The organism is Collinsella sp. CLA-JM-H32 (assembly GCF_040098165.1).
Classification (GTDB): Bacteria; Actinomycetota; Coriobacteriia; order Coriobacteriales; family Coriobacteriaceae; genus Collinsella.
Map to the genome: position 1 here is coordinate 71,102 of NZ_JBBNMZ010000007.1, position 17,797 is coordinate 88,898.

Here is a 17,797-nt window from a genome sequence, read left to right on the forward strand (position 1 = left end):
AACTTTTATGCGTATTGTGTTTATGGGTACGCCTTATTTTGCTGTGCCTTCGCTTACTTCGCTTGTTGAGGCTGGCAATGAGATTGCGCTTGTTGTTACTCGTCCTGATGCTGTTCGCGGGCGTGGTAAGAAGCTGGAGCCGTCTCCTGTTAAGGCTAAAGCGCTTGAGCTGGGGTTGCCGGTTGTTGAGGCTAATCGTATGACGCCTGAGGTCGTTGAGGCGCTCCAGGCTGCCCAGGCCGATATTTTCTGTGTGGCTGCCTATGGCTGCATTTTGCCTGATGAGGTGCTGCATATGGCTCCGCTTGGTATTGTGAATGTTCATGCTTCGCTCCTGCCGCGTTGGCGTGGGGCTGCTCCTATTCAGCGTGCCATTCTTGCTGGTGATGAGGTTGCTGGCGTTTCCATTATGCGCATTGGACATGGCGTGGATACTGGTGCTTATTGTGCGCAGGCCTCGACCTCGGTTGCCGGTAAGCATGCTGAGGCGCTGACCATGGAGCTTGGTGAGCTTGGCGGCAAACTGCTTGCCGATACGCTTCCTTCGCTTGCCGATGGCACCGCCGTGTGGACTGAGCAGGATGAGTCGCTCGTCACTCATGCTGCCAAGATTTCCAAGCTGGAGATGCGTCTGGATCCGCAGATGGCTGCACTCGATTGCGTGCGTCATGTGCTCGCTTCGTCCGATACCGCGCCTGCTCGTTGCGTGATTGCCGGCAAGACCGTGCGTGTGCTCGATGCTGCGTCGGCTGATGTGTCGCTTGGCGAGGGCGCTGTTGCCGTTCAAGCCAAGCGCGTCTACCTTGGTCTTTCCGATGGCCCGGTTGAGTTGCTCGAGGTTAAGCCCGATGGCAAGCGTGCTATGGCCGCTTCTGCTTGGGCTGCCGGCCTGCAGGGTGCCGACCTTTCGTGGGGTGTTTTGTCATGAGCAAGCTGTCTCCCGCGCGCAAGCTTGCGCTCGATGTGCTGATGGAGGCCGATCGCCGCGGCATGTATGCGCGCGACGTGCTGTCCTCTCGCGCATCGGCCAAGGCTATTGACCAGCGCGATTCCGCTTTTGCAGCTCGCTTGGCGCTTGGTGTGGCCGCCACGCAGGGTATTTTGGACGAACTGCTCGATCAATTTCTCGATAAGCCTAAAAAGGTTGCGCCGCGTGTTCGCATGGCGCTTCGTATCTCGGCCTTCGAGATGCTCTATCTGCATACGCCTGGTCGCGTTGCGGTGAGTCAGGGCGTTGAGCTGGTGCGCAGCGGAGCTAAGTCTGCCGCCGGTTTGGCCAATGCCGTGCTGCATAAGGTCGCGGACAACGTTGAGGACTTTGCCACGGCGTCCGATGTAGATGAGTCTGAGCGACGCCTGGTTCGTCTGTCGCGCCTGATGGGACTGCCGCGTTGGCTGTGCGCTCGCATTATGGCATCGTTCGACACTCCAGAGGGTGCGCTTAACTTTGCCGGCAATCTGGCCCCCGCGCCACTGGCCCTGCATGAGAACGCCTTTGCGACCAAGCCTGATCCGTATATCTCGCAGCTCGTCGCGCCTGTCTTCCCGGGCTGCCATGCCCCGGTTGATGCCCAGGTTACCGTTGCTTCGGGTGTGTTTGAGCGTGCTGCCGCGGTGGCATCTGATCTCAACGCGCAGCTTATCGCCACGGCAGCCACGCGCCCTGGAAGCTGCCTTGAGATTGGTGCCGGTCGTGGCACCAAGACCTATGTGATGATGTGTCAGGCCAAGCGTGCGGGCTATGAACGTCAGCATACGGCGCTTGACCTGCATGATCGTAAATGTGATCAGAATCTCGCGCGCCTGCATAAGGCGGGTATTACGGGTGTTCGCACGGTCTCGGGCGATGCTTGCGAGCTTGATGAGGTGCTCACATCGTTTGATGCCATGCTCGGCGAGCCGGTTAAGTTCGACACGGTCTTTATCGATGCGCCGTGCTCGGGCACCGGCACCATGCGTCGTCATCCCGAGATTCCGTGGCGTCTGACCGAAAAGGATGTGACGGTTGAGCTGCCCAAACTGCAGCTGTCGATGCTCAAGGAAGCCGCCGCGCGCGTGGCTGCCGGCGGCGAGCTCATCTATGCGACGTGCTCCGTCTTCGACGAGGAGAACACGCAGGTGGTGGACGCGTTCCTTGCTTCTCCCGAGGGTGCCGGCTTTAGCGTGGCACCGCTTTCCGATGCACAGATTCTGCAACTCCCCGAGTTCGATCAGGCCAAGAAGCTCGTATCCGTACGCCAGAACGATCGAGGCCTCTTCCAAAGCGTGCCGGTAAACGCCGACTCCTACGACGGCCACTTCTGCGCCAGACTGGTCCACAAGTAACGACTAAGTTGCGGTGAAATAGGGATTGAAAAGCCGCTTCTGCCCGCCAAACAGTCCTTATTTCACCGCAACTCACAAGGAAACCTGGGTAGCTTAATTAACTACCCATAGAGCAAAGAAATAGCCCCGCGATCGGTTTTGGTCGCGGGGCTGCTTGGTTCCTAGTGGCTATGCGGGCAGTTGGCGCAGCAGCCACTGGTGGCGTTGGTACTGGAGCCGCCGCTTCGTTGATCGGTGTTGTAGAAACCGCTGCCCTCAAATTTAATGCCGCTGGCCGAGAACGTCTTGGCCGCCGGGGCACCGCAGCTGGGGCACACGACCTCGGGAGTCTCGGACATGGGATGCTCAACCTCAAACACGTTGCCGCAGCTCGAGCACTTGTATTCGTAGCGCGCCATAATACTTCCTTTTCAGCACAAAGCGGGCAGATTACTCTGCCCGCATAAATTCAAACGTCTGTAACTGTACCCTATATCGGGGGTTTTATCACGCTTCACCCCAGAATCTATGGTTGTTGCGCAGGAGCTGTGCGGTTTTGTTCTCGGCGGCTGCAATGTCCGCCTCGTCAGCCTGCCAGGTCCAGTTGCCCGTGGCCACGCCCGGAACGTTCATGCGCGCGTCGTCGCTAAGCCCCAGGACATCCTGCAGTGGCATCATCACCAGGGGAGCGTCGCTTGCCAGCGCGTCGCTCATCAGCTTGGCCGCCACCTCAACACCGATCGGTTCATCGCCGCCCGCAAAGGTACGGGTGCACCAACCGGCCAGCGTCGACGTATCGTGCGTCGAGGTGTACAGAATCTTGCCGGGCGTGGGATGCACACCGCAACGAACGTCGTAGTCGCTAAACTCCAGCACGTCCATGCCGGGGAAACCGCAGGTCGATGCCATGGCACGAACACCGGGCGTCAGATAGCCCAAGTCCTCAGCGATAAAGTTGAGCGGACCCAGTTCGTCATAGGCGGTCTGGAACAGGTCCTTGCCCGGGCCCGCCAGCCAGCGGCCGTCGGCGCATGCCTTGCCCGCGGGAATGCTGTAATAGCTGTGGAATCCCAGGAAGTGATCCAGACGCACGCGGTCGTAGAGCGAGAACGCGCGGCGCAGGCGATCCATCCACCAACTATAGCCGTTCTGCTTCATGTGGTCCCAGCGGAACGTCGGGTTGCCCCACATCTGGCCCTCGGGCGCAAAGTTGTCGGGCGGCGCGCCGGAAATCTCAATCGCCTTGCCGGTATCGGACAGCCAGAAGTTCTCGGGTTCGCTCCACGCGTCTGCCGAATCGTCGGACACGTACATAGGAATATCGCCGATGACCTCGATGCCCTTCTTGTGCGCATAGTTCATGAGCTCACACCAAGCGAGGTCAAAGCGGTACTGCATGTACGCCTGAAGCTCGGCCTCGTTGTGGAAGCGCTTGTCGTCGATTAGATGCTCGTTGTAGCGAGCGACATCTGCCGGCCAATTGTGGCGAGACTCGCCCTCAAAGTACTTTTTGACGGCCATGTAGACGCAGTACTTCTCGAGCCAATCGGCATTGCGATGTTTAAACGCGGTGTACAGCGGATCGGCATCCTCGCCTCCGCGGGCCTTCCAGGTCTCAAAGTCGGCTGCCAGCTCCTCGTGGCTTTCGGGCAGCAGGTCGATATTGCCTGCAAAGGCCGAAGGACCGGCGTAAGGGGAGCGGAAGAAGTCCGTGGGGTTGACGGGGAGAACCTGCCAGTAGCGCATGCCCATGGCGGCCAGATGGTCGATAAAACGACGCGTGGGCGCGCCGATCGTACCGGGCTCGCCGTCGTCGGTCGGCACTGATGTGATATGGCATACAACACCCGCACCGTGATCGAGCGGCTCCTGCAGGCGCTGCTCGGCGTGGTGATAGATGATCGACGAACCGAGCGGGTACAGGTCGAGCGTGACCGTGCCGTTGTGGATCTCGCACTCATGACCGCTGATCACGTCACTTGCGCATTCGTCGAGCGCCGGAATCGTCACACGATGCGAGTTGCGCAGGCTGCGGTTGATGATGACGGTCGCGGACTCGCCGTCTTTACCGGTACGGTTGTAGGCCAGCACCTCGTCATTGAGCGCAAAGGCCTTGATTTCACCGTCGATCATAAACGGCAGCGCGCGGCGCACAGCAGATGCGTTCTTGACGATTGCGAACGTATCGAAGTCGTGCAGGTCTTCCTTGGTCGGCAAGGTGCGGCGATTACCCGGATCGGTCAGGCCCTCAAGGCCGTACTCGTCGCCATAGTAAATCGAAGGCACACCGGGGAACGTCATCTGCATGAGCGTCGCGAGCCAAAAACGGCTCTTGGCCAGGCCCATCGCGTTCTCGTCCAGGCGCCATTTGCTGCGCTCGCACTCGGGCAGCTGCGACTCGTCGGGGCCGCCGCCGAGCACCGAGATGATGCGCGGACGGTCGTGGCTCGACAGCAGGTTGAGCGCGCAAGACAGGGCCTCACGCGGATAGTTCTCGCGTAGGGTCTCGATATCCTCGGCTGCCTGGTAGGCATTTTTGTAGCCCATCAAAAATCCAATGACCATGTCGCGGAAGGGGTAATCCATGGCCGAGTCGAGCTCGGAGCCTTGTAGATAGCGACGCAGATGGCCGTAGCTGATCTTGTTGGAGGCATCTTCCCAGACCTCGCCGAGCAGCAGCGCGTCGGGCTTCTCGGCGAGCACGGCCTTTTTGATCTCGGTCAGGAAGTCATCGGAAAGCTCGTCGGCCACATCGAGGCGCCAGCCATGGGCACCGGCGCGCAGCCATTTGCGGATGATACCGTCCTTGCCCAGAATCCGCTCGCGTACCAGTTCGGAGCTCTCATTGATGGCGGGCATATTGCCCACGCCCCACCAGCAGTCGTACGAGCCGTCCTCGTGGAAATAAAACGCATCACGCCACGGAGAGTCCTCGCTCTGCCACGCGCCGACACCGGGATAGTTGCCGTAGCGGTTAAAGTAGATCGAATCGTCGCCCGTGTGGTTGAACACACCGTCCAGAATGATGGAAATGCCCAGCTTCTCGGCCGCCTCGCACAGCTCAGTAAAGTCCTGCTCGGTGCCCAGAATCGGATCGATCTTGGTGTAATCGGCGGTGTCGTAGCGGTGGTTGCTCGCGGCTTCAAAAATGGGGTTGAGGTAGATGGCTGTAAAGCCCAGTTCGGCGATGCGAGGCAGGTCATTCTGGATACCCTTGAGCGAGCCGCCGTAGAAGTCCCAGGTCTTGATGGAGCCGTCCTCGGCGCGCTCGTACACAGGCGGCTCGTTCCAGTCCTCGACCATGCGGCGCTGAATGCCCTTACGCGGTTTTTCGACCTCGGCCAGCGTGCGCTCGCGCCAGTGCTCGTCGCGGGCATAGCGATCGGGGAAGATCTGGTAGACCATACCGCGCTCGTACCAGGTGGGACGGTTCTCACGGTGTTTGTAGACGGTGACCTGGAATGACGGTACCTCGGCGTAGTCGTAGGTTACGCCTTCTCCGCCGGTGCGGCCCTGTGGCGCGCCCAGGCGAACCTCGGGCTGGCCTTCGATATTGCAGATAAAGCTGTACCAGATAAGACAGGGCTCGGTACACTCCAGCTCGGCGGTAAATATGCCGTCGCCCTCGTGCGTCATGGGATACCGAGACTCACCTATCTCATCGACCCAGGTGCGCAGCGTAAGCGTTGCCTGCGCGGGATCGGCATCCTCCAGAATCACGGAGAGCGAAAGGGTAGTTCCTGTGGTCACAGCGCCAAACGGAGTGCGAAACTGCGGCAGACGGCTGTTGTGTATCAATCTCATAGTACGGTCCAGTTCAATTGAATCATGGCCTGCTGGCCATGGGCTTTACGCACAGGATATAAGTATATCTGTTGTACACAGGCTGTATAAACAACATCCGTTTACCATCGGCGAACGGTTGTCCTAGAAAATCGTTTTACCATCCAAATTATCGCGATATCCGAAATAGCCTAGACTGATACTATTTTTAGCCAAACAAAAGTACTTCGGTTTACTACGACGAATTGAATGATCTTAACCACGGTCATTTTGGTAATATTAAAACCGCAGGTAGAAGCGTTGCCAATTTTTTAGATTACTCGCTGTGGTCGGCCGGAGCCATTTTGTCGTAGTAAACCGGTCCTCTATTTAATGCATAAGTTCAACCAAGAAGAGGGCGCCTTATTGGGGCGCCCTCTTTTGCGTTGAGGATTTAGTTTTAATCGCCCGGACTAGCGGCGCTTGCGGGTGGCCGTTGCCTTGCGGACGGACGTCTTCTTGGTCGGAGCCTTTGGAGCGGTCTTGACCTCAGCGGCCTTCGGCGTCGGCTTGGTCTTTACCTCGGCCTTGAGCTCCTCTTTGGCAGCAGCGGGCTTAGTCTCTGCCTTGGGAGTCGTGGTCTTTGCCGTGGTCTTCTTGGCCGTCGTCGTGCGCTTTCGCGTGGTGGTCTTGGCGGCGGGCTTGGCCTCGACGGTTGCCTCCGCCTTGGACTCGGCGGTCGTCTCCTCGACCTTGACGGCTGGCTTTGCGGCTGCCTTCGTGGTCGTCGACTTCGTTGCCGTGGTCTTCTTGGCTGCCGTTGTCTTCTTGGCGGTCGTGGTCTTGGACGCCGTCGACTTCTTGGCAGTTGTCTTGGCCGGTGCCTTTGCCGCAGGCTTAGCCTCAGCGACCTCGGTCTTTACCTCGGGAGCAGACTCGGCTTCGGCGGCCTTCTTGGCAGCGGCGGTCGCGCGCTTGCGCGTGGTCGTTGCCTTGGCAGCAGTCGTCTTTGCTGCGGCGGTCTTGGTGGCAGCAGCCTTGGTCGTCGTAGCCTTCTTAGCGGTCATCTTGCGGGTCGTGGTCTTCTTAGCTGCGGGCTTTGCAGCGGGCTTGACCTCGACCTCTGCCTCAGGAGCAACCTCAGCCTTCACCTCAGGCTCGGCCTTTGCGGGCTCAGCCTCAATCGGCTTCTCCTCGGCCTTGGGCTCCTCAGCAGCAACCGGCTCCTCGACAGCTGCTGCAGCCTCCACAGCCGCCGGCCTCTCAATCTCCGGATGCATAAAGAAGTACAGGTCCAGATACTTGTCGGCCGAACGCGTCCAGCTAAAGTCCTGGCTCATGGCCTGCGTGACCAGCTGGTTCCAGGCTTCGCGGTTATCCCAGAACAGACGCGCCGCGCGGAATACGGCATCGCCCATCTCATCGCCGTTAAAGTTGCTAAACGAGAATCCCGTACCCTCGCCGGTAAACTCGTTGTACGGGATCACGGTGTCCTTCAGGCCGCCGGTCTCACGCACGATGGGCAGGGTACCGTAGCGCATGGCGATGATCTGCGACAGGCCGCAGGGCTCAAACTTCGAAGGCATCAGGAACATGTCGGCAGCAGCATACATGCGCTGCGACAGCGCCGGATCGAACTCGATGCGTGCGGCCATGGTGCCGGGATACTTGTCCTGGAAATATCGCAGGCCGTCCTCGTAGTCGCGGTCGCCGGTGCCCAGCACCGCCACCTGCACGCCGCCGGCCAGGATGCGGTCGAGCGCGTACATGACCAGGTCCATGCCCTTCTGGCGTGTCAGACGCGTGACCATCACCATGAGCGGGCGGTCGTCGCGAACCTCGAGCCCCAGCTCTTCCTGAAGCTTAGCCTTGCACACGGCCTTGCCGGAACGGTCATCAACCGTGTAGTTGGCGGCAATGCGCTTATCGGTCGCCGGGTCAAAGACCGCGACGTCGATGCCATTCAAAATGCCCTGCAGCGCGTACGAACGCTCGCGCAGAACGCCGTCCAGGCCTTCACCAAATTCGGGCGTCTGGATCTCGTTGGCATAGGTAGGGCTCACCGTGGTGATGGCGTCGGCATAGCGCAGCGCGCCCAGCATGTAGTTGACGCTGCAGGCGTCGCAACGCAGCTGCGAGGCGGCCGCCGGAATATGCGCCACACCCAGGATGTCCTCCATCACGGTGTCGCTAAACTGGCCCTGGAACGCCACATTGTGGATCGAGAATACGGTCTTCACACGGTCGTACAGTGGCAGGCCCTGGTAGAACTCGCGTAAAAACACGGGCGCCAGCGCCGTCTGCCAGTCGTTGCAGTGCAGGATGTCGCACTCAAAGCCTGCCGGCAGGTGCTGCAGGCTCTCGGTGATGGCCTTGGAGAAGAACGCAAAGCGCTCGCCGTCGTCAAAGAAGCCGTACGGATAGTCGCGCGCAAAGTAGCGCTCGTTGTCGATGAACATATAGGTGACGCCGTCGTGCTCGAGCTTCTCGAGACCGCAGTACTCGTTGCGCCAGCCCAGGCTCACGTAAAAATCGGAGAAGTGCTCCATCTGGGACTTGTACTCGTCCTTGATGGTGGCGTATTTGGGCACCATCACGATGACTTCGGCGCCGGCGCGCACAAGCGCCGCAGGTAGCGAGCCCGCCACGTCACCCAGGCCACCGGTCTTAACAAACGGTGCGCACTCGGCCGAGGCAAACACGATCTGCATCTTTTTGCTGGAATCAGCCATATTGTCTCCCATGTTGCAATTCGAGAATAGCCGCCTGGCGCTAACCGGGCGGCTATTCTGCAGTTTACGAGCGATGTTGCGGTGCCAACGTTAACGTACGATGGTGGTGTCGGAAGTTAACGGAGCCTTGCCCAGCACCAGGATGTTCTCGGGCGTACCGCGAAGCTCGGTGTTGGTGGGAACCACGTTGTTCTTGTCCAGAATGGCATTCTCAACTCGGGCGCCGCTCTTGATGATGCAGCTCTGGTTGATGATCGAGTTGGTCACCGAAGCGCCCTCCTCGACCACAACGCCGCGCGACAGGATCGAATTGCGCACGGTGCCCTTGATGATGCAGCCGGCCGAGATGATCGAGTTGCACGCGTGGCTGCCGGTCGCATAGCGCGAAGGCGGCACGTCGTGAGCCTTGGTCAGGATCGGGCGCTCAGGATCGAAGAGCTGGTCGGCCACGGTCTGGTCGAGCAGGTCCATGCTGCGGCGATACAGCGACTTCTCGCTAAACACGCCCACGACCTCGCCCTTATACTCGTAGCTGCACACGTCGATGTTGCCAAAGTCGCCCTGGAGTGCCTCGAGCAGGTCCAGATAGTCGGCGGCCTGGTAGTGGTCGATGATCTCGAGCAGCGTCTCGCGGTTGACGATGCAGCAGTCCATAGAGGCGTTGTCGCCGTACACGACGCCGGCGCTCACGCCCGTCAGGCGGCCGTTCTCGTTAATCTCGAGTTTGGTCTCGTCATCGACGTTATGCGTGGCCTTGCAGTACACCACGGTCATCTGGGCACCGGAGTTCTCGTGCGCGTCGATGATGGTGTTGAGGTCCATGTTAAAGATGATGTTGGTGCCCATCATCACGACATAGGGCTTGTCCGAGCGCTGGAACAGCGTCTTGTTGGAGATGATGTCGCGCAGCAGGAAGCGCATGCCGCCCTTGGTGGTGCCATACGCGTTGCCGGGCACCATGAACAGGCCGCCCTTCTTGCGGTCCAGGCCCCAGTCCTTGCCCGAGCCCACGTGGTCGATCAGCGAGCGATAGTTGCCCGGCATGACGACGCCGACGGTCTTAATGCCGGCATTCATCATGTTGGACAGCGGGAAGTCGATCAGGCGGTAGCGGCCCAAAAACGGAACGGACGCGATGGGGCGGTCCTTGAGCAGCACGCTGCCGTAGGTCGAAGAGTAGTTAGCGGTGATATAACCGATGGCCTTGCGATTGATCATCGGATCATTCCCCCTTCCCGATAACGACGTCATTTCCAACGACGGCCGTATCCTTGGTGGTATCGACAGAGCCGAGCTTCACGCCCTCTTCGACCGTGGAGTTCTCGCCCAAAATGGCGCGGCAGATGTGCGCGCCGCTCTTAACGTGCGCACCCGGCAGCAGCACGGAGTCCTCGACCACGGCGCGCTCCTCGATGATGACATCGGTCGAAATGATCGAGTGGCGAGCGGTGCCGTAGATCTTGCAGCCGTTGGAGACCAGGCAGTCGTCCAAGCGGCCGTCCGGGCCAATGTAGTGCGGCGGACGCGTGGTGATGTTGGACATGATGGGGAAGTGCTTGTCAAACAGATCGAACTCGGGGTTGTTGCCCAGCAGGTCCATCGAGGTCTCGTGGAAGCTGGCGATGGTGCCGACGTCCTTCCAAAAGCCGTGGAACTCGTAGCTGTACAGGCGCTTGCCCTCGCCGAGCAGCTTGGGGATGATGTCCTTGCCAAAGTCGTGGCTCGAGCGCTGGTCCAGAGCGTCCTCCTCGAGCGCCTCGATCAGCACGTCGGCCGAGAAGATGTAGATGCCCATGGACGCGAGGTTCGAATCGGGCTTATCGGGCTTCTCGGTGAACTTGGTGATGCGGCCGTCCTCGGGGTCGGTGGTCAGGATGCCAAAGCGGCTGGCCTCCTCCCACGGCACGGGCATAACGCTCACCGTGAGGTCTGCGTTGTTCTCAATGTGCGTCTTGAGCATCTTGCGGTAGTCCATGCGATACAGGTGATCGCCCGAAAGAATCAGGACGTACTTGGGGTCGTTGGCCTTGATGTAGTCGAGGTTCTGCGTAATGGCGTCGGCCGTGCCCGCATACCAGGCGCCACCGGTCTGCGTCTCGTACGGCGGCAGGATCGACACGCCGCCGTCACGGCTGTCCAGATCCCAGGCCTCGCCGGAGCCCACATAGGCATGCAGCAGGTAGGGACGGTACTGCGTCAGAACGCCCACCGTGTCGATGCCCGAGTTGGAGCAGTTGGACAGCGAAAAGTCGATAATGCGGAACTTGCCACCAAAGCTAACCGCCGGTTTAGCGATCTTTTGGGTGAGTGCCCCCAATCGGCTGCCCTGTCCTCCTGCGAGGAGCATCGCGATGCATTCTTTCTTACTCATCGATTTCTCCTTCTGTCATCGATGTTCTTAAACCCATTAGCGACGGGCGCAGCGCAACGTTGCGCCCGTCGAGTAATGCCGTGCTGGCATAAGGGAGCTCGCGCGCCTTTACGCGTGCCAGATCTCGTCGCGATACTCGCGAATGGTGCGGTCGCTCGAGAACCAGCCGGAGGAGGCGGTGTTGAGCAGCGCCTTGCGGTTCCAGGTCTCCTGGTCGCCGTAGCTGTTCGTGAGCGCCTCCCAGGCGTCGACGTAGCTGCGGAAATCGGCCATGACCAGATCGGGGTCGTTGTTGTTCATGAGCTCGTTGTAGATGCTCTCGAAGTTGCCCGAAAGACCCGCAAAGGTGTTGTCCTTGAGCTCGTCCATCACGCGGCCCAGACGCTCGCGATCGTTGTTGAGCGTATCCCACGCAAAGTAGCTGTTGGATGCCCAAAGCTGCTCGACCTCGGGAGCGGTCAGGCCAAAGATGGCCTCGTTCTCGCGGCCGGCCAGGTCGGCGATCTCGATGTTGGCGCCGTCGAGGGTGCCCAGCGTAATGGCGCCGTTCATCATGAGCTTCATGTTGGACGTGCCCGAGGCCTCCTTTCCGGCCGTGGAAATCTGCTCCGAGATCTCGGCGGCGGGGTAGATGAGCTGGGCGTTGCTCACGCGGAAGTTGGGGATAAAGCAGACCTTCATGACCTCGTTGACGCGCGCATCGTTGTTGATAACCTCGGCAACGGAGTTAATGAGGCGGATGGTCTCCTTGGCAAAGGTGTAGCTCGAGGCAGCCTTGCCGCTAAAGATGAAGGTCGTCGGCGTCACGTGGAAGTTGGGATCGGCGATGCGACGGTTGTAGATGTCCATCACCTTCATGATGTTCATGAGCTGACGCTTGTAGGCATGGAAGCGCTTAACCTGAACATCGAAGACGGTGTTGGGGTCAATGACCAGACCGGTCTCGGCCTTGACGTAGGCGGCCAGGCGCTCCTTGTTGGCGCGCTTGGAGGCACCCACGGCCTTCAGGAACTCGGTGTCGTTCTGGAACTCCTTAAGCTTCTCCAGCTCAAAGGCGTCCTTGAGCCAGCCGTCGCCAATGGCATCGGTGACGAGCTTGGCGTAGGTGGGGTTGGCCTCGGCAAAGAAGCGACGGTGCGAGATGCCGTTGGTCTTGTTGTTGAACTTCTCGGGCGTGAGGGCATAGAAGTCCTTGAGCACGATGTTCTTGATGATGTCGGAGTGGATCTTGGCCACGCCGTTGACGCTATGGCTGCAGATCACAGACAGGTTGGCCATACGAATCTCGCCGTCCCACAGGATGGCGGTCTGGCGCAGACGCTCCTGCCAGCCCTCCTGCGTGGTGTCGAAGGACTCGTGCCAACGACGGCTGATCTCGTCGATGATCTGGTACACGCGGGGGAGGAGCTTGGAGAACGTACCGATGGGCCACTTCTCCAGAGCCTCGGGCAGGATGGTGTGGTTGGTGTAGCTCACGACCTGCGTCACGATGTTCCAGGCGTCATCCCACTCGAGCTTCTTCTCGTCGATGAGGATACGCATGAGCTCGGGGCCGCACATGGCGGGGTGGGTGTCGTTGGTATGGATGGCAACAAACTGCGGCAGCAGCTCCCAGTTCTCGCCGTGCTCCTTCTCAAAGGTGTCGAGCAGGCTGTAGATGCCGGCCGAGACAAACAGGTACTCCTGCTTCAGACGCAACAGACGGCCGTGCTCGCCGGCGTCGTTGGGGTAGAGGATGGCGCTGATGGCCTCGGCCTCGGCGCGCTCGGCGTCGGCCAGGGCGTAGTCGCCGCGGTTGAAGGCCTCAAGGTCAAAGTGCTCCTCGACCGGCTCGGCGGCCCAGACGCGCAGCTTGTTGACGGTTTCGCCGGCATAGCCCACCACGGGGATATCATAAGGAACGGCCAGGATGTCCTGCGTGTCCACCGTGCGGTAGAACGTGCGGCCGTTCTCCTCAAAGCCCTCGACGTGGCCACCAAACTTAATGGTCACGGCCTTGTCCTGACGGCGGACCTCCCAGGGATAGCCGTGGGTTAGCCACTCGTCGGTGGCCTCGACCTGGCTGCCGTTGACGATCTCCTGCTTAAACAGGCCGTAGCGGTAGCGCATGCCGTTGCCGTAGCCGGCAATGCCCTCGGCTGCCATGGAATCCAGGAAGCATGCGGCCAGACGGCCCAGGCCACCGTTGCCCAGAGCCGGATCGGGCTCCTGGTTCTCGATGACGGAAAGGTCGAAGCCCATGTCGTCGAGCGCCTCGGCGACCATGTCGCGCACGCCAAAGTTGAGCAGGTAGTTGTCGAGCAGGCGGCCAATCAAAAACTCGATCGAGAAGTAGTACACGCGCTTCTTGCCCTCGGCGGTGGCGCGGGCGTCGCTCTTGGTGGCAACGGTGCGCGCCTTCTCGGCCACGAGCTTGGCCAGGGCGTTAAAGCGGTCGAGGTCGCTGGCGGCCTCGACGCTCTTGCCGCTGATGCTCATGACGGCATCGCGATAGAGCTCGGTAAACTCCTGCTTGTTGTCGAAGATCTTATTCATACGTTCCTTTCCCCCGGGGATGTTTCTCCCGGAACGGTTATGACTTGTATCCTACGCCTCGGCGAGGCGGGTAATTACAGCTATAACGGCTTTGTTACGCATCCTTGGCAGACGTCTTAACAGAAGCAGACTTAGCCTTGGTAGCGGCCTTTTTTGCAGCCGGCTTCTTGGTTGCGGTAGCCTTAGCAGTGGGCTTTGCGGCAGCCTTAGTCTTGGCCTTGGCGGTCGTGGCCTTCGCCTTGGCCGGAGCCTTTTTAGCGGCCGCAGGCTTGGGCTTTACCGTGGACGTGCGCTTCTTGGGCGCAACCTTGGGAGCCTCAACCACCGGCGGCTTGTAGCTGCTGGGACCGCGGCGCTTAAGCACCACGCCTGCCAGCCCGGGCACCTTCATCTCGATGGAGTCCATCTGCCCGTTCCAGGGATAGGGCTCGCTCGAGCAGGTGTAGGGCTCCTCGCCGGCGAATCCGCTGCCACCGAACTCGGGACGGTCGGAGTCAAAGATGACCTCCCAGTCGCCCTCGCGCGGCACGCCCACGCGGAAGCTCTCGTAGCTCGCCGGATCAAAGTTGATCAGGATCACCAGGTCGTCGTCGACGTCCTCGCCCTGGCGCACAAAGCTCACGATGGACTGCTTGGAGTTGTCCGCGTCGATCCAGGTAAAGCCGTCGTCGGTGTAGCCGCGCTCGTACAGGGCGGGCTCGGCGGTGTACAGGTGGTTGAGCGCCTTGATAAACGCCTGATGATGTGCATGGGTCTCGTACTGCTCGGTCAGGAACCACTGGATGGACTCGTAGTAGCGCCACTCAATAAACTGGCCGATCTCGTTGCCCATAAAGTTGAGCTTGGCACCGGGGTGCGTCATCTGGTAGAAAGCCAGCGTGCGCAGACCGGCAAACTGGCGCCACCAGTCGCCCGGCATGCGGCCGATGAGCGAGCACTTGCCATGCACGACCTCGTCGTGGCTCAGCGGGCAAATAAAGTTCTCGGTAAAGGCGTACATGATGGAGAACGTGAGCAGCCCGTGGTTGCCGGGGCGCCACGGAAAATCGGTCTGCATGTAGTGCAGGGTGTCGTTCATCCAGCCCATGTCCCACTTGTAGTGGAAGCCCAGGCCGCCGTCCTGCGGCGGATAGGTCACGAGCGGCCACGCGGTGGACTCCTCGGCCATCATCATCACGTCGGGGTAGTGCGCCTCCACGGCGCAGTTGACCTGGCGGATAAACGCGCTGGCGTCCAGGTCCTCCTCAGTACCGTACTTGTTGAACTTCTTTTGCCCCGGATCGTCGATGCCAAAGTTGAGGTACAGCATACTAGACACGCCGTCCATGCGAATGCCGTCCACGTGGAAGTTTTCGATCCAATACAGCACGTTGGAGACCAGGAAGGAGCGGACCTCGCCGCGGGCGAAGTCAAACTTGTGCGTGCCCCAGTTGGGGTGAATCTCGTGCTCAAACAGCATGTGGCCGTTAAAGGTGGCAAGGCCGTGGGAGTCGGCACAAAAACCGCCGGGCACCCAGTCCATGATCACGCCGATGCCCGCCTCATGGCACGCATCGATAAAGTGCATGAGCTGCTGTGGGTTGCCGTAGCGCGATGTGGCGGCAAAGTAGCCGGTTGTCTGGTAGCCCCAGGAGCCATCGAAGGGATGCTCCATAAGCGGCATGACCTCGATATGCGTGTAGCCCATGTCGCGCACGTAGTCCACGAGCTCCACCGACAGGTCGTCATAGGTGTAGAACTCGCCGCGCTGCGCGGGGAAGGGATCCATGGGGCCGGGGTAGTTACCGTACTCGTCCGGCTCGCCCTGTGGCGCGTCACCGTGGCGCTTCCACGAGCCAATATGCACCTCGTAGATGTTGAGCGGCTGCGACATGTGGTTGTGGCCGGCGCGGCGCTTGAGCCACGCGGCGTCGTTCCACTTGTAGCCATCCAGGGTCCACAGCACGCTGGCGGTACCCGGAGGGCACTCGGCCTTAAAGGCATACGGGTCGGCCTTGTAGAGCTTTTCGCCCTCGTTGGTCTCGATGAGGTATTTATAGAGCTGACCTTGCTCTGCGCCAGGAATAAAGCCTTCCCAAATGGCGCTCGTATGCACGGGCACCAGCGGGTTGGCTTGTTCATCCCAATTGTTGAATTCACCGATAACGTGGACGCTCTTAACGTCGGGCGCCCAAACGCAAAAACGCCAGCCGCGCGTGCGCTGCTGCGTGTCGGGATGTGCGCCCATCTTTTCCCAGCTGCGCTCCCACGTACCGATGCCAAACAGGTAGACATCGTCCTTGGTGAGCTCCGGTGCATGCGGGGCGGCTTTACGGGTAGCAGGCTTTTTGGTTGCTGGCTTTAGCTTTGTATCGCTCACGTTTGATCCCATCATGACGCGGCAGCGTATTGCCTTGGTGACTAAATGCGAAAGGTCCAAGGCTGCACGAATCGATGGGACGGCAAAGTTTCAGTGATTCGTTCCACCTCGCGTGCTCGGTGAAACTTTCGGCACAAATTAAGATAGCACCTGTACGTTACTTTTATGAACGAAAGAGGATTTGCGGTGGCGTTTAATCGGTAAGCGCTATGTTTATACCACTTGCAGAATTGCCGTGGTAAAACTCTTGACAGTTTTACCAATTAGCGTTTCTAGATTGTTAGGTTGACGTTTGGTAAAACGTTTTTAGCAGGTTGTTTACCATTTGACATCGAAAGGCTCGTTTATGAACCACATCGCTGCCCCAAGTGTTGCTTTTATTTTCGATTGCGACGGCACGCTGGTTAATAGCACCCCCGTTTGGGCCTATGCCCAGCCCGAGTTATTGCACCGCCACGGCATTGACGTGACGGTCGACGATTTTGCCCAGTTTGAGCATTTGTCGCTCGAGGACGAGTGCCAGGCCTACCACGACATCTGGGGCATTGGCGAAAATGGCGAAGAGCTCTACCGCGAGCTGAGCGACATTCTGATCGATGGCTACTCCAAGGTGCCACCGCGCGAGGGCTTGCTTACATTTTTGAAGCAGGCGAAGGAGGCCGGTATTGCCATGTGCGTTGCCACTTCCACGCCGGCCGAGCTGGTTACGTCTGCGCTTGCGGGCGCCGGGCTCGATGACTACATGGAGTTTGTTACCACGACGGGCGAGGCGGGACGCTCCAAGCAGTTCCCCGATGTGTACGAGCTGGCGCTGCGCCGCTTGGAGGAGCGCCACGGGTGCAGGTTTGAGCGCGCTTGGGTGTTTGAGGACGCGGTCTTTGGCCTTAAGAGCTCAGGGGTCGCCGGCTTTAAGCGTGTAGGTATTTATGATCCGCACGGCCGCATGAAGCGCGACGACGTGCGCGCCAACTGCGATATCTTTATCGATAGCTATGAGGACCTGGACCTAGCCCGCGTGCTTTCGTTTGAGGGATAGGCGAGGGTCATGGCTTGTAAGGTATTAGTGGTCTGCGGCTCGCCCGTTGTGGCGAGCGCGGATCTGCTGCGTCAACTGGCGGGGGAGTGTGACCACGTTGTCGCCGTGGACCGCGGGCTCGACGCTCTTATGGGTGCGGAGCTAGACTGCGACGTATATGTGGGAGATGCCGACACGGTGAGCGACGCCGGGCGCGCGTTGGTCGATGCTGCCGAAGCCTTTGAAGTTGAACGCCATGACCCGTATAAGGACTATACCGATCTGGCGTTGGCGCTCGATTCCGTCCGCCGTCGCTGGCCGGATGCCGAAGTGGTTGCGACCTGCGCCACCGGCGGCCGCCCGGATATGGCACTTTCCGTGCTGGGGTTGCTCGCAGGCTACGAGGATGCCCCCATCTGGATCGCCGAGGACAGGGTGGTCGCCCGCATACTTCACGCAGGCGAGTCGTGGACCATCGAGGGCTCCGAAGGCAAAACGTTCTCCATCATCGCCATAGCCCCTGGAACGGTAGTAAGCGAACACGGCCTAGAGTGGGAGCTAGATCATAGCCCCCTGGGCCTGTTAGCCGACACCGGCATCTCTAATGTCGTCCGGAAAACGGCCAAGATTCAAGTCCACCAAGGCGTCGCAATCGGTTATTTGCTGCATTAGGGTTCTATCAGGACGGTGGGCGATTAGAAAAACCCGTAAGTGCGAGA

General features: G+C 59.8%; 11 protein-coding genes. 4 read left to right on the forward strand and 7 right to left on the reverse strand.

The genetic code is table 11. The annotated features are described in order from the left end of the window. Nucleotides 1–7 precede the first annotated feature (7 nt). On the forward strand, nt 8–928 hold the full coding sequence (gene fmt, locus AAA021_RS05705; protein WP_349088367.1) for a methionyl-tRNA formyltransferase: 921 nt from the start codon (nt 8–10) through the stop codon (nt 926–928). After that, nucleotides 925–2,325: a transcription antitermination factor NusB gene (locus AAA021_RS05710; RefSeq protein ID WP_349088368.1), complete on the forward strand. Its 1,401-nt coding sequence runs from the start codon at nt 925–927 to the stop codon at nt 2,323–2,325. Before fmt ends, AAA021_RS05710 begins: the two co-directional genes overlap by 4 nt. 161 nt (nt 2,326–2,486) lie before the next feature. On the opposite strand, the gene AAA021_RS05715 is transcribed toward AAA021_RS05710, so the two are convergent. The 7 genes from AAA021_RS05715 to glgB form a co-directional block, all read right to left on the reverse strand. Next, the gene (locus AAA021_RS05715; RefSeq protein ID WP_349088369.1) at nt 2,487–2,723 is read right to left on the reverse strand and encodes an FmdB family zinc ribbon protein; all 237 of its coding nucleotides are present in this window, start codon (nt 2,721–2,723) and stop codon (nt 2,487–2,489) included. A gap of 88 nt (nt 2,724–2,811) precedes the next feature. Continuing rightward, the gene (locus AAA021_RS05720; protein WP_349088370.1) at nt 2,812–6,108 is read right to left on the reverse strand and encodes a 4-alpha-glucanotransferase; all 3,297 of its coding nucleotides are present in this window, start codon (nt 6,106–6,108) and stop codon (nt 2,812–2,814) included. A 431-nt stretch (nt 6,109–6,539) separates the two neighbouring features. Further along, nucleotides 6,540–8,798, reverse strand: coding sequence for a glycogen synthase GlgA (gene glgA / locus AAA021_RS05725; RefSeq protein ID WP_349088372.1), 2,259 nt, complete (start codon nt 8,796–8,798; stop codon nt 6,540–6,542). Nucleotides 8,799–8,888: 90 nt separating this feature from the next. Next, nucleotides 8,889–10,016 (reverse strand): glucose-1-phosphate adenylyltransferase subunit GlgD, encoded by a 1,128-nt coding sequence (glgD, locus tag AAA021_RS05730; RefSeq protein ID WP_138112505.1) that lies wholly within the window; start codon nt 10,014–10,016, stop codon nt 8,889–8,891. A 4-nt stretch (nt 10,017–10,020) separates the two neighbouring features. After that, the gene (locus AAA021_RS05735) at nt 10,021–11,169 is read right to left on the reverse strand and encodes a glucose-1-phosphate adenylyltransferase (protein WP_118080613.1); all 1,149 of its coding nucleotides are present in this window, start codon (nt 11,167–11,169) and stop codon (nt 10,021–10,023) included. Between the two features lie 108 nt (nt 11,170–11,277). Continuing rightward, nucleotides 11,278–13,704: a glycogen/starch/alpha-glucan phosphorylase gene (locus AAA021_RS05740; RefSeq protein WP_349088374.1), complete on the reverse strand. Its 2,427-nt coding sequence runs from the start codon at nt 13,702–13,704 to the stop codon at nt 11,278–11,280. A gap of 94 nt (nt 13,705–13,798) precedes the next feature. Continuing rightward, nucleotides 13,799–16,078 carry a 1,4-alpha-glucan branching protein GlgB gene (glgB, locus tag AAA021_RS05745; RefSeq protein ID WP_349088375.1) on the reverse strand — a complete coding sequence of 760 codons (2,280 nt, stop codon included), beginning with the start codon at nt 16,076–16,078 and terminating at the stop codon, nt 13,799–13,801. Between the two features lie 331 nt (nt 16,079–16,409). On the opposite strand from glgB, the gene AAA021_RS05750 reads away from it, so the two are divergent. Further along, nucleotides 16,410–17,099: an HAD family phosphatase gene (locus AAA021_RS05750; protein ID WP_349088376.1), complete on the forward strand. Its 690-nt coding sequence runs from the start codon at nt 16,410–16,412 to the stop codon at nt 17,097–17,099. Nucleotides 17,100–17,108: 9 nt separating this feature from the next. Then, nucleotides 17,109–17,750 carry a thiamine diphosphokinase gene (locus AAA021_RS05755; RefSeq protein WP_349088377.1) on the forward strand — a complete coding sequence of 214 codons (642 nt, stop codon included), beginning with the start codon at nt 17,109–17,111 and terminating at the stop codon, nt 17,748–17,750. Nucleotides 17,751–17,797 lie beyond the last annotated feature (47 nt).

Excerpts from the sequence above, each read along its gene's own strand:
- fmt (WP_349088367.1), top strand. The coding sequence starts at position 8 with ATGCGTATTGTGTTTATGGGTACGCCTTATTTTGCTGTGCCTTCGCTT.
- AAA021_RS05710 (WP_349088368.1), top strand. The coding sequence starts at position 925 with ATGAGCAAGCTGTCTCCCGCGCGCAAGCTTGCGCTCGATGTGCTGATG.
- AAA021_RS05715 (WP_349088369.1), bottom strand. The coding sequence starts at position 2,723 with ATGGCGCGCTACGAATACAAGTGCTCGAGCTGCGGCAACGTGTTTGAG.
- AAA021_RS05720 (WP_349088370.1), bottom strand. The coding sequence starts at position 6,108 with ATGAGATTGATACACAACAGCCGTCTGCCGCAGTTTCGCACTCCGTTT.
- glgA (WP_349088372.1), bottom strand. The coding sequence starts at position 8,798 with ATGGCTGATTCCAGCAAAAAGATGCAGATCGTGTTTGCCTCGGCCGAG.
- glgD (WP_138112505.1), bottom strand. The coding sequence starts at position 10,016 with ATGATCAATCGCAAGGCCATCGGTTATATCACCGCTAACTACTCTTCG.
- AAA021_RS05735 (WP_118080613.1), bottom strand. The coding sequence starts at position 11,169 with ATGAGTAAGAAAGAATGCATCGCGATGCTCCTCGCAGGAGGACAGGGC.
- AAA021_RS05740 (WP_349088374.1), bottom strand. The coding sequence starts at position 13,704 with ATGAATAAGATCTTCGACAACAAGCAGGAGTTTACCGAGCTCTATCGC.
- glgB (WP_349088375.1), bottom strand. The coding sequence starts at position 16,078 with ATGATGGGATCAAACGTGAGCGATACAAAGCTAAAGCCAGCAACCAAA.
- AAA021_RS05750 (WP_349088376.1), top strand. The coding sequence starts at position 16,410 with ATGAACCACATCGCTGCCCCAAGTGTTGCTTTTATTTTCGATTGCGAC.
- AAA021_RS05755 (WP_349088377.1), top strand. The coding sequence starts at position 17,109 with ATGGCTTGTAAGGTATTAGTGGTCTGCGGCTCGCCCGTTGTGGCGAGC.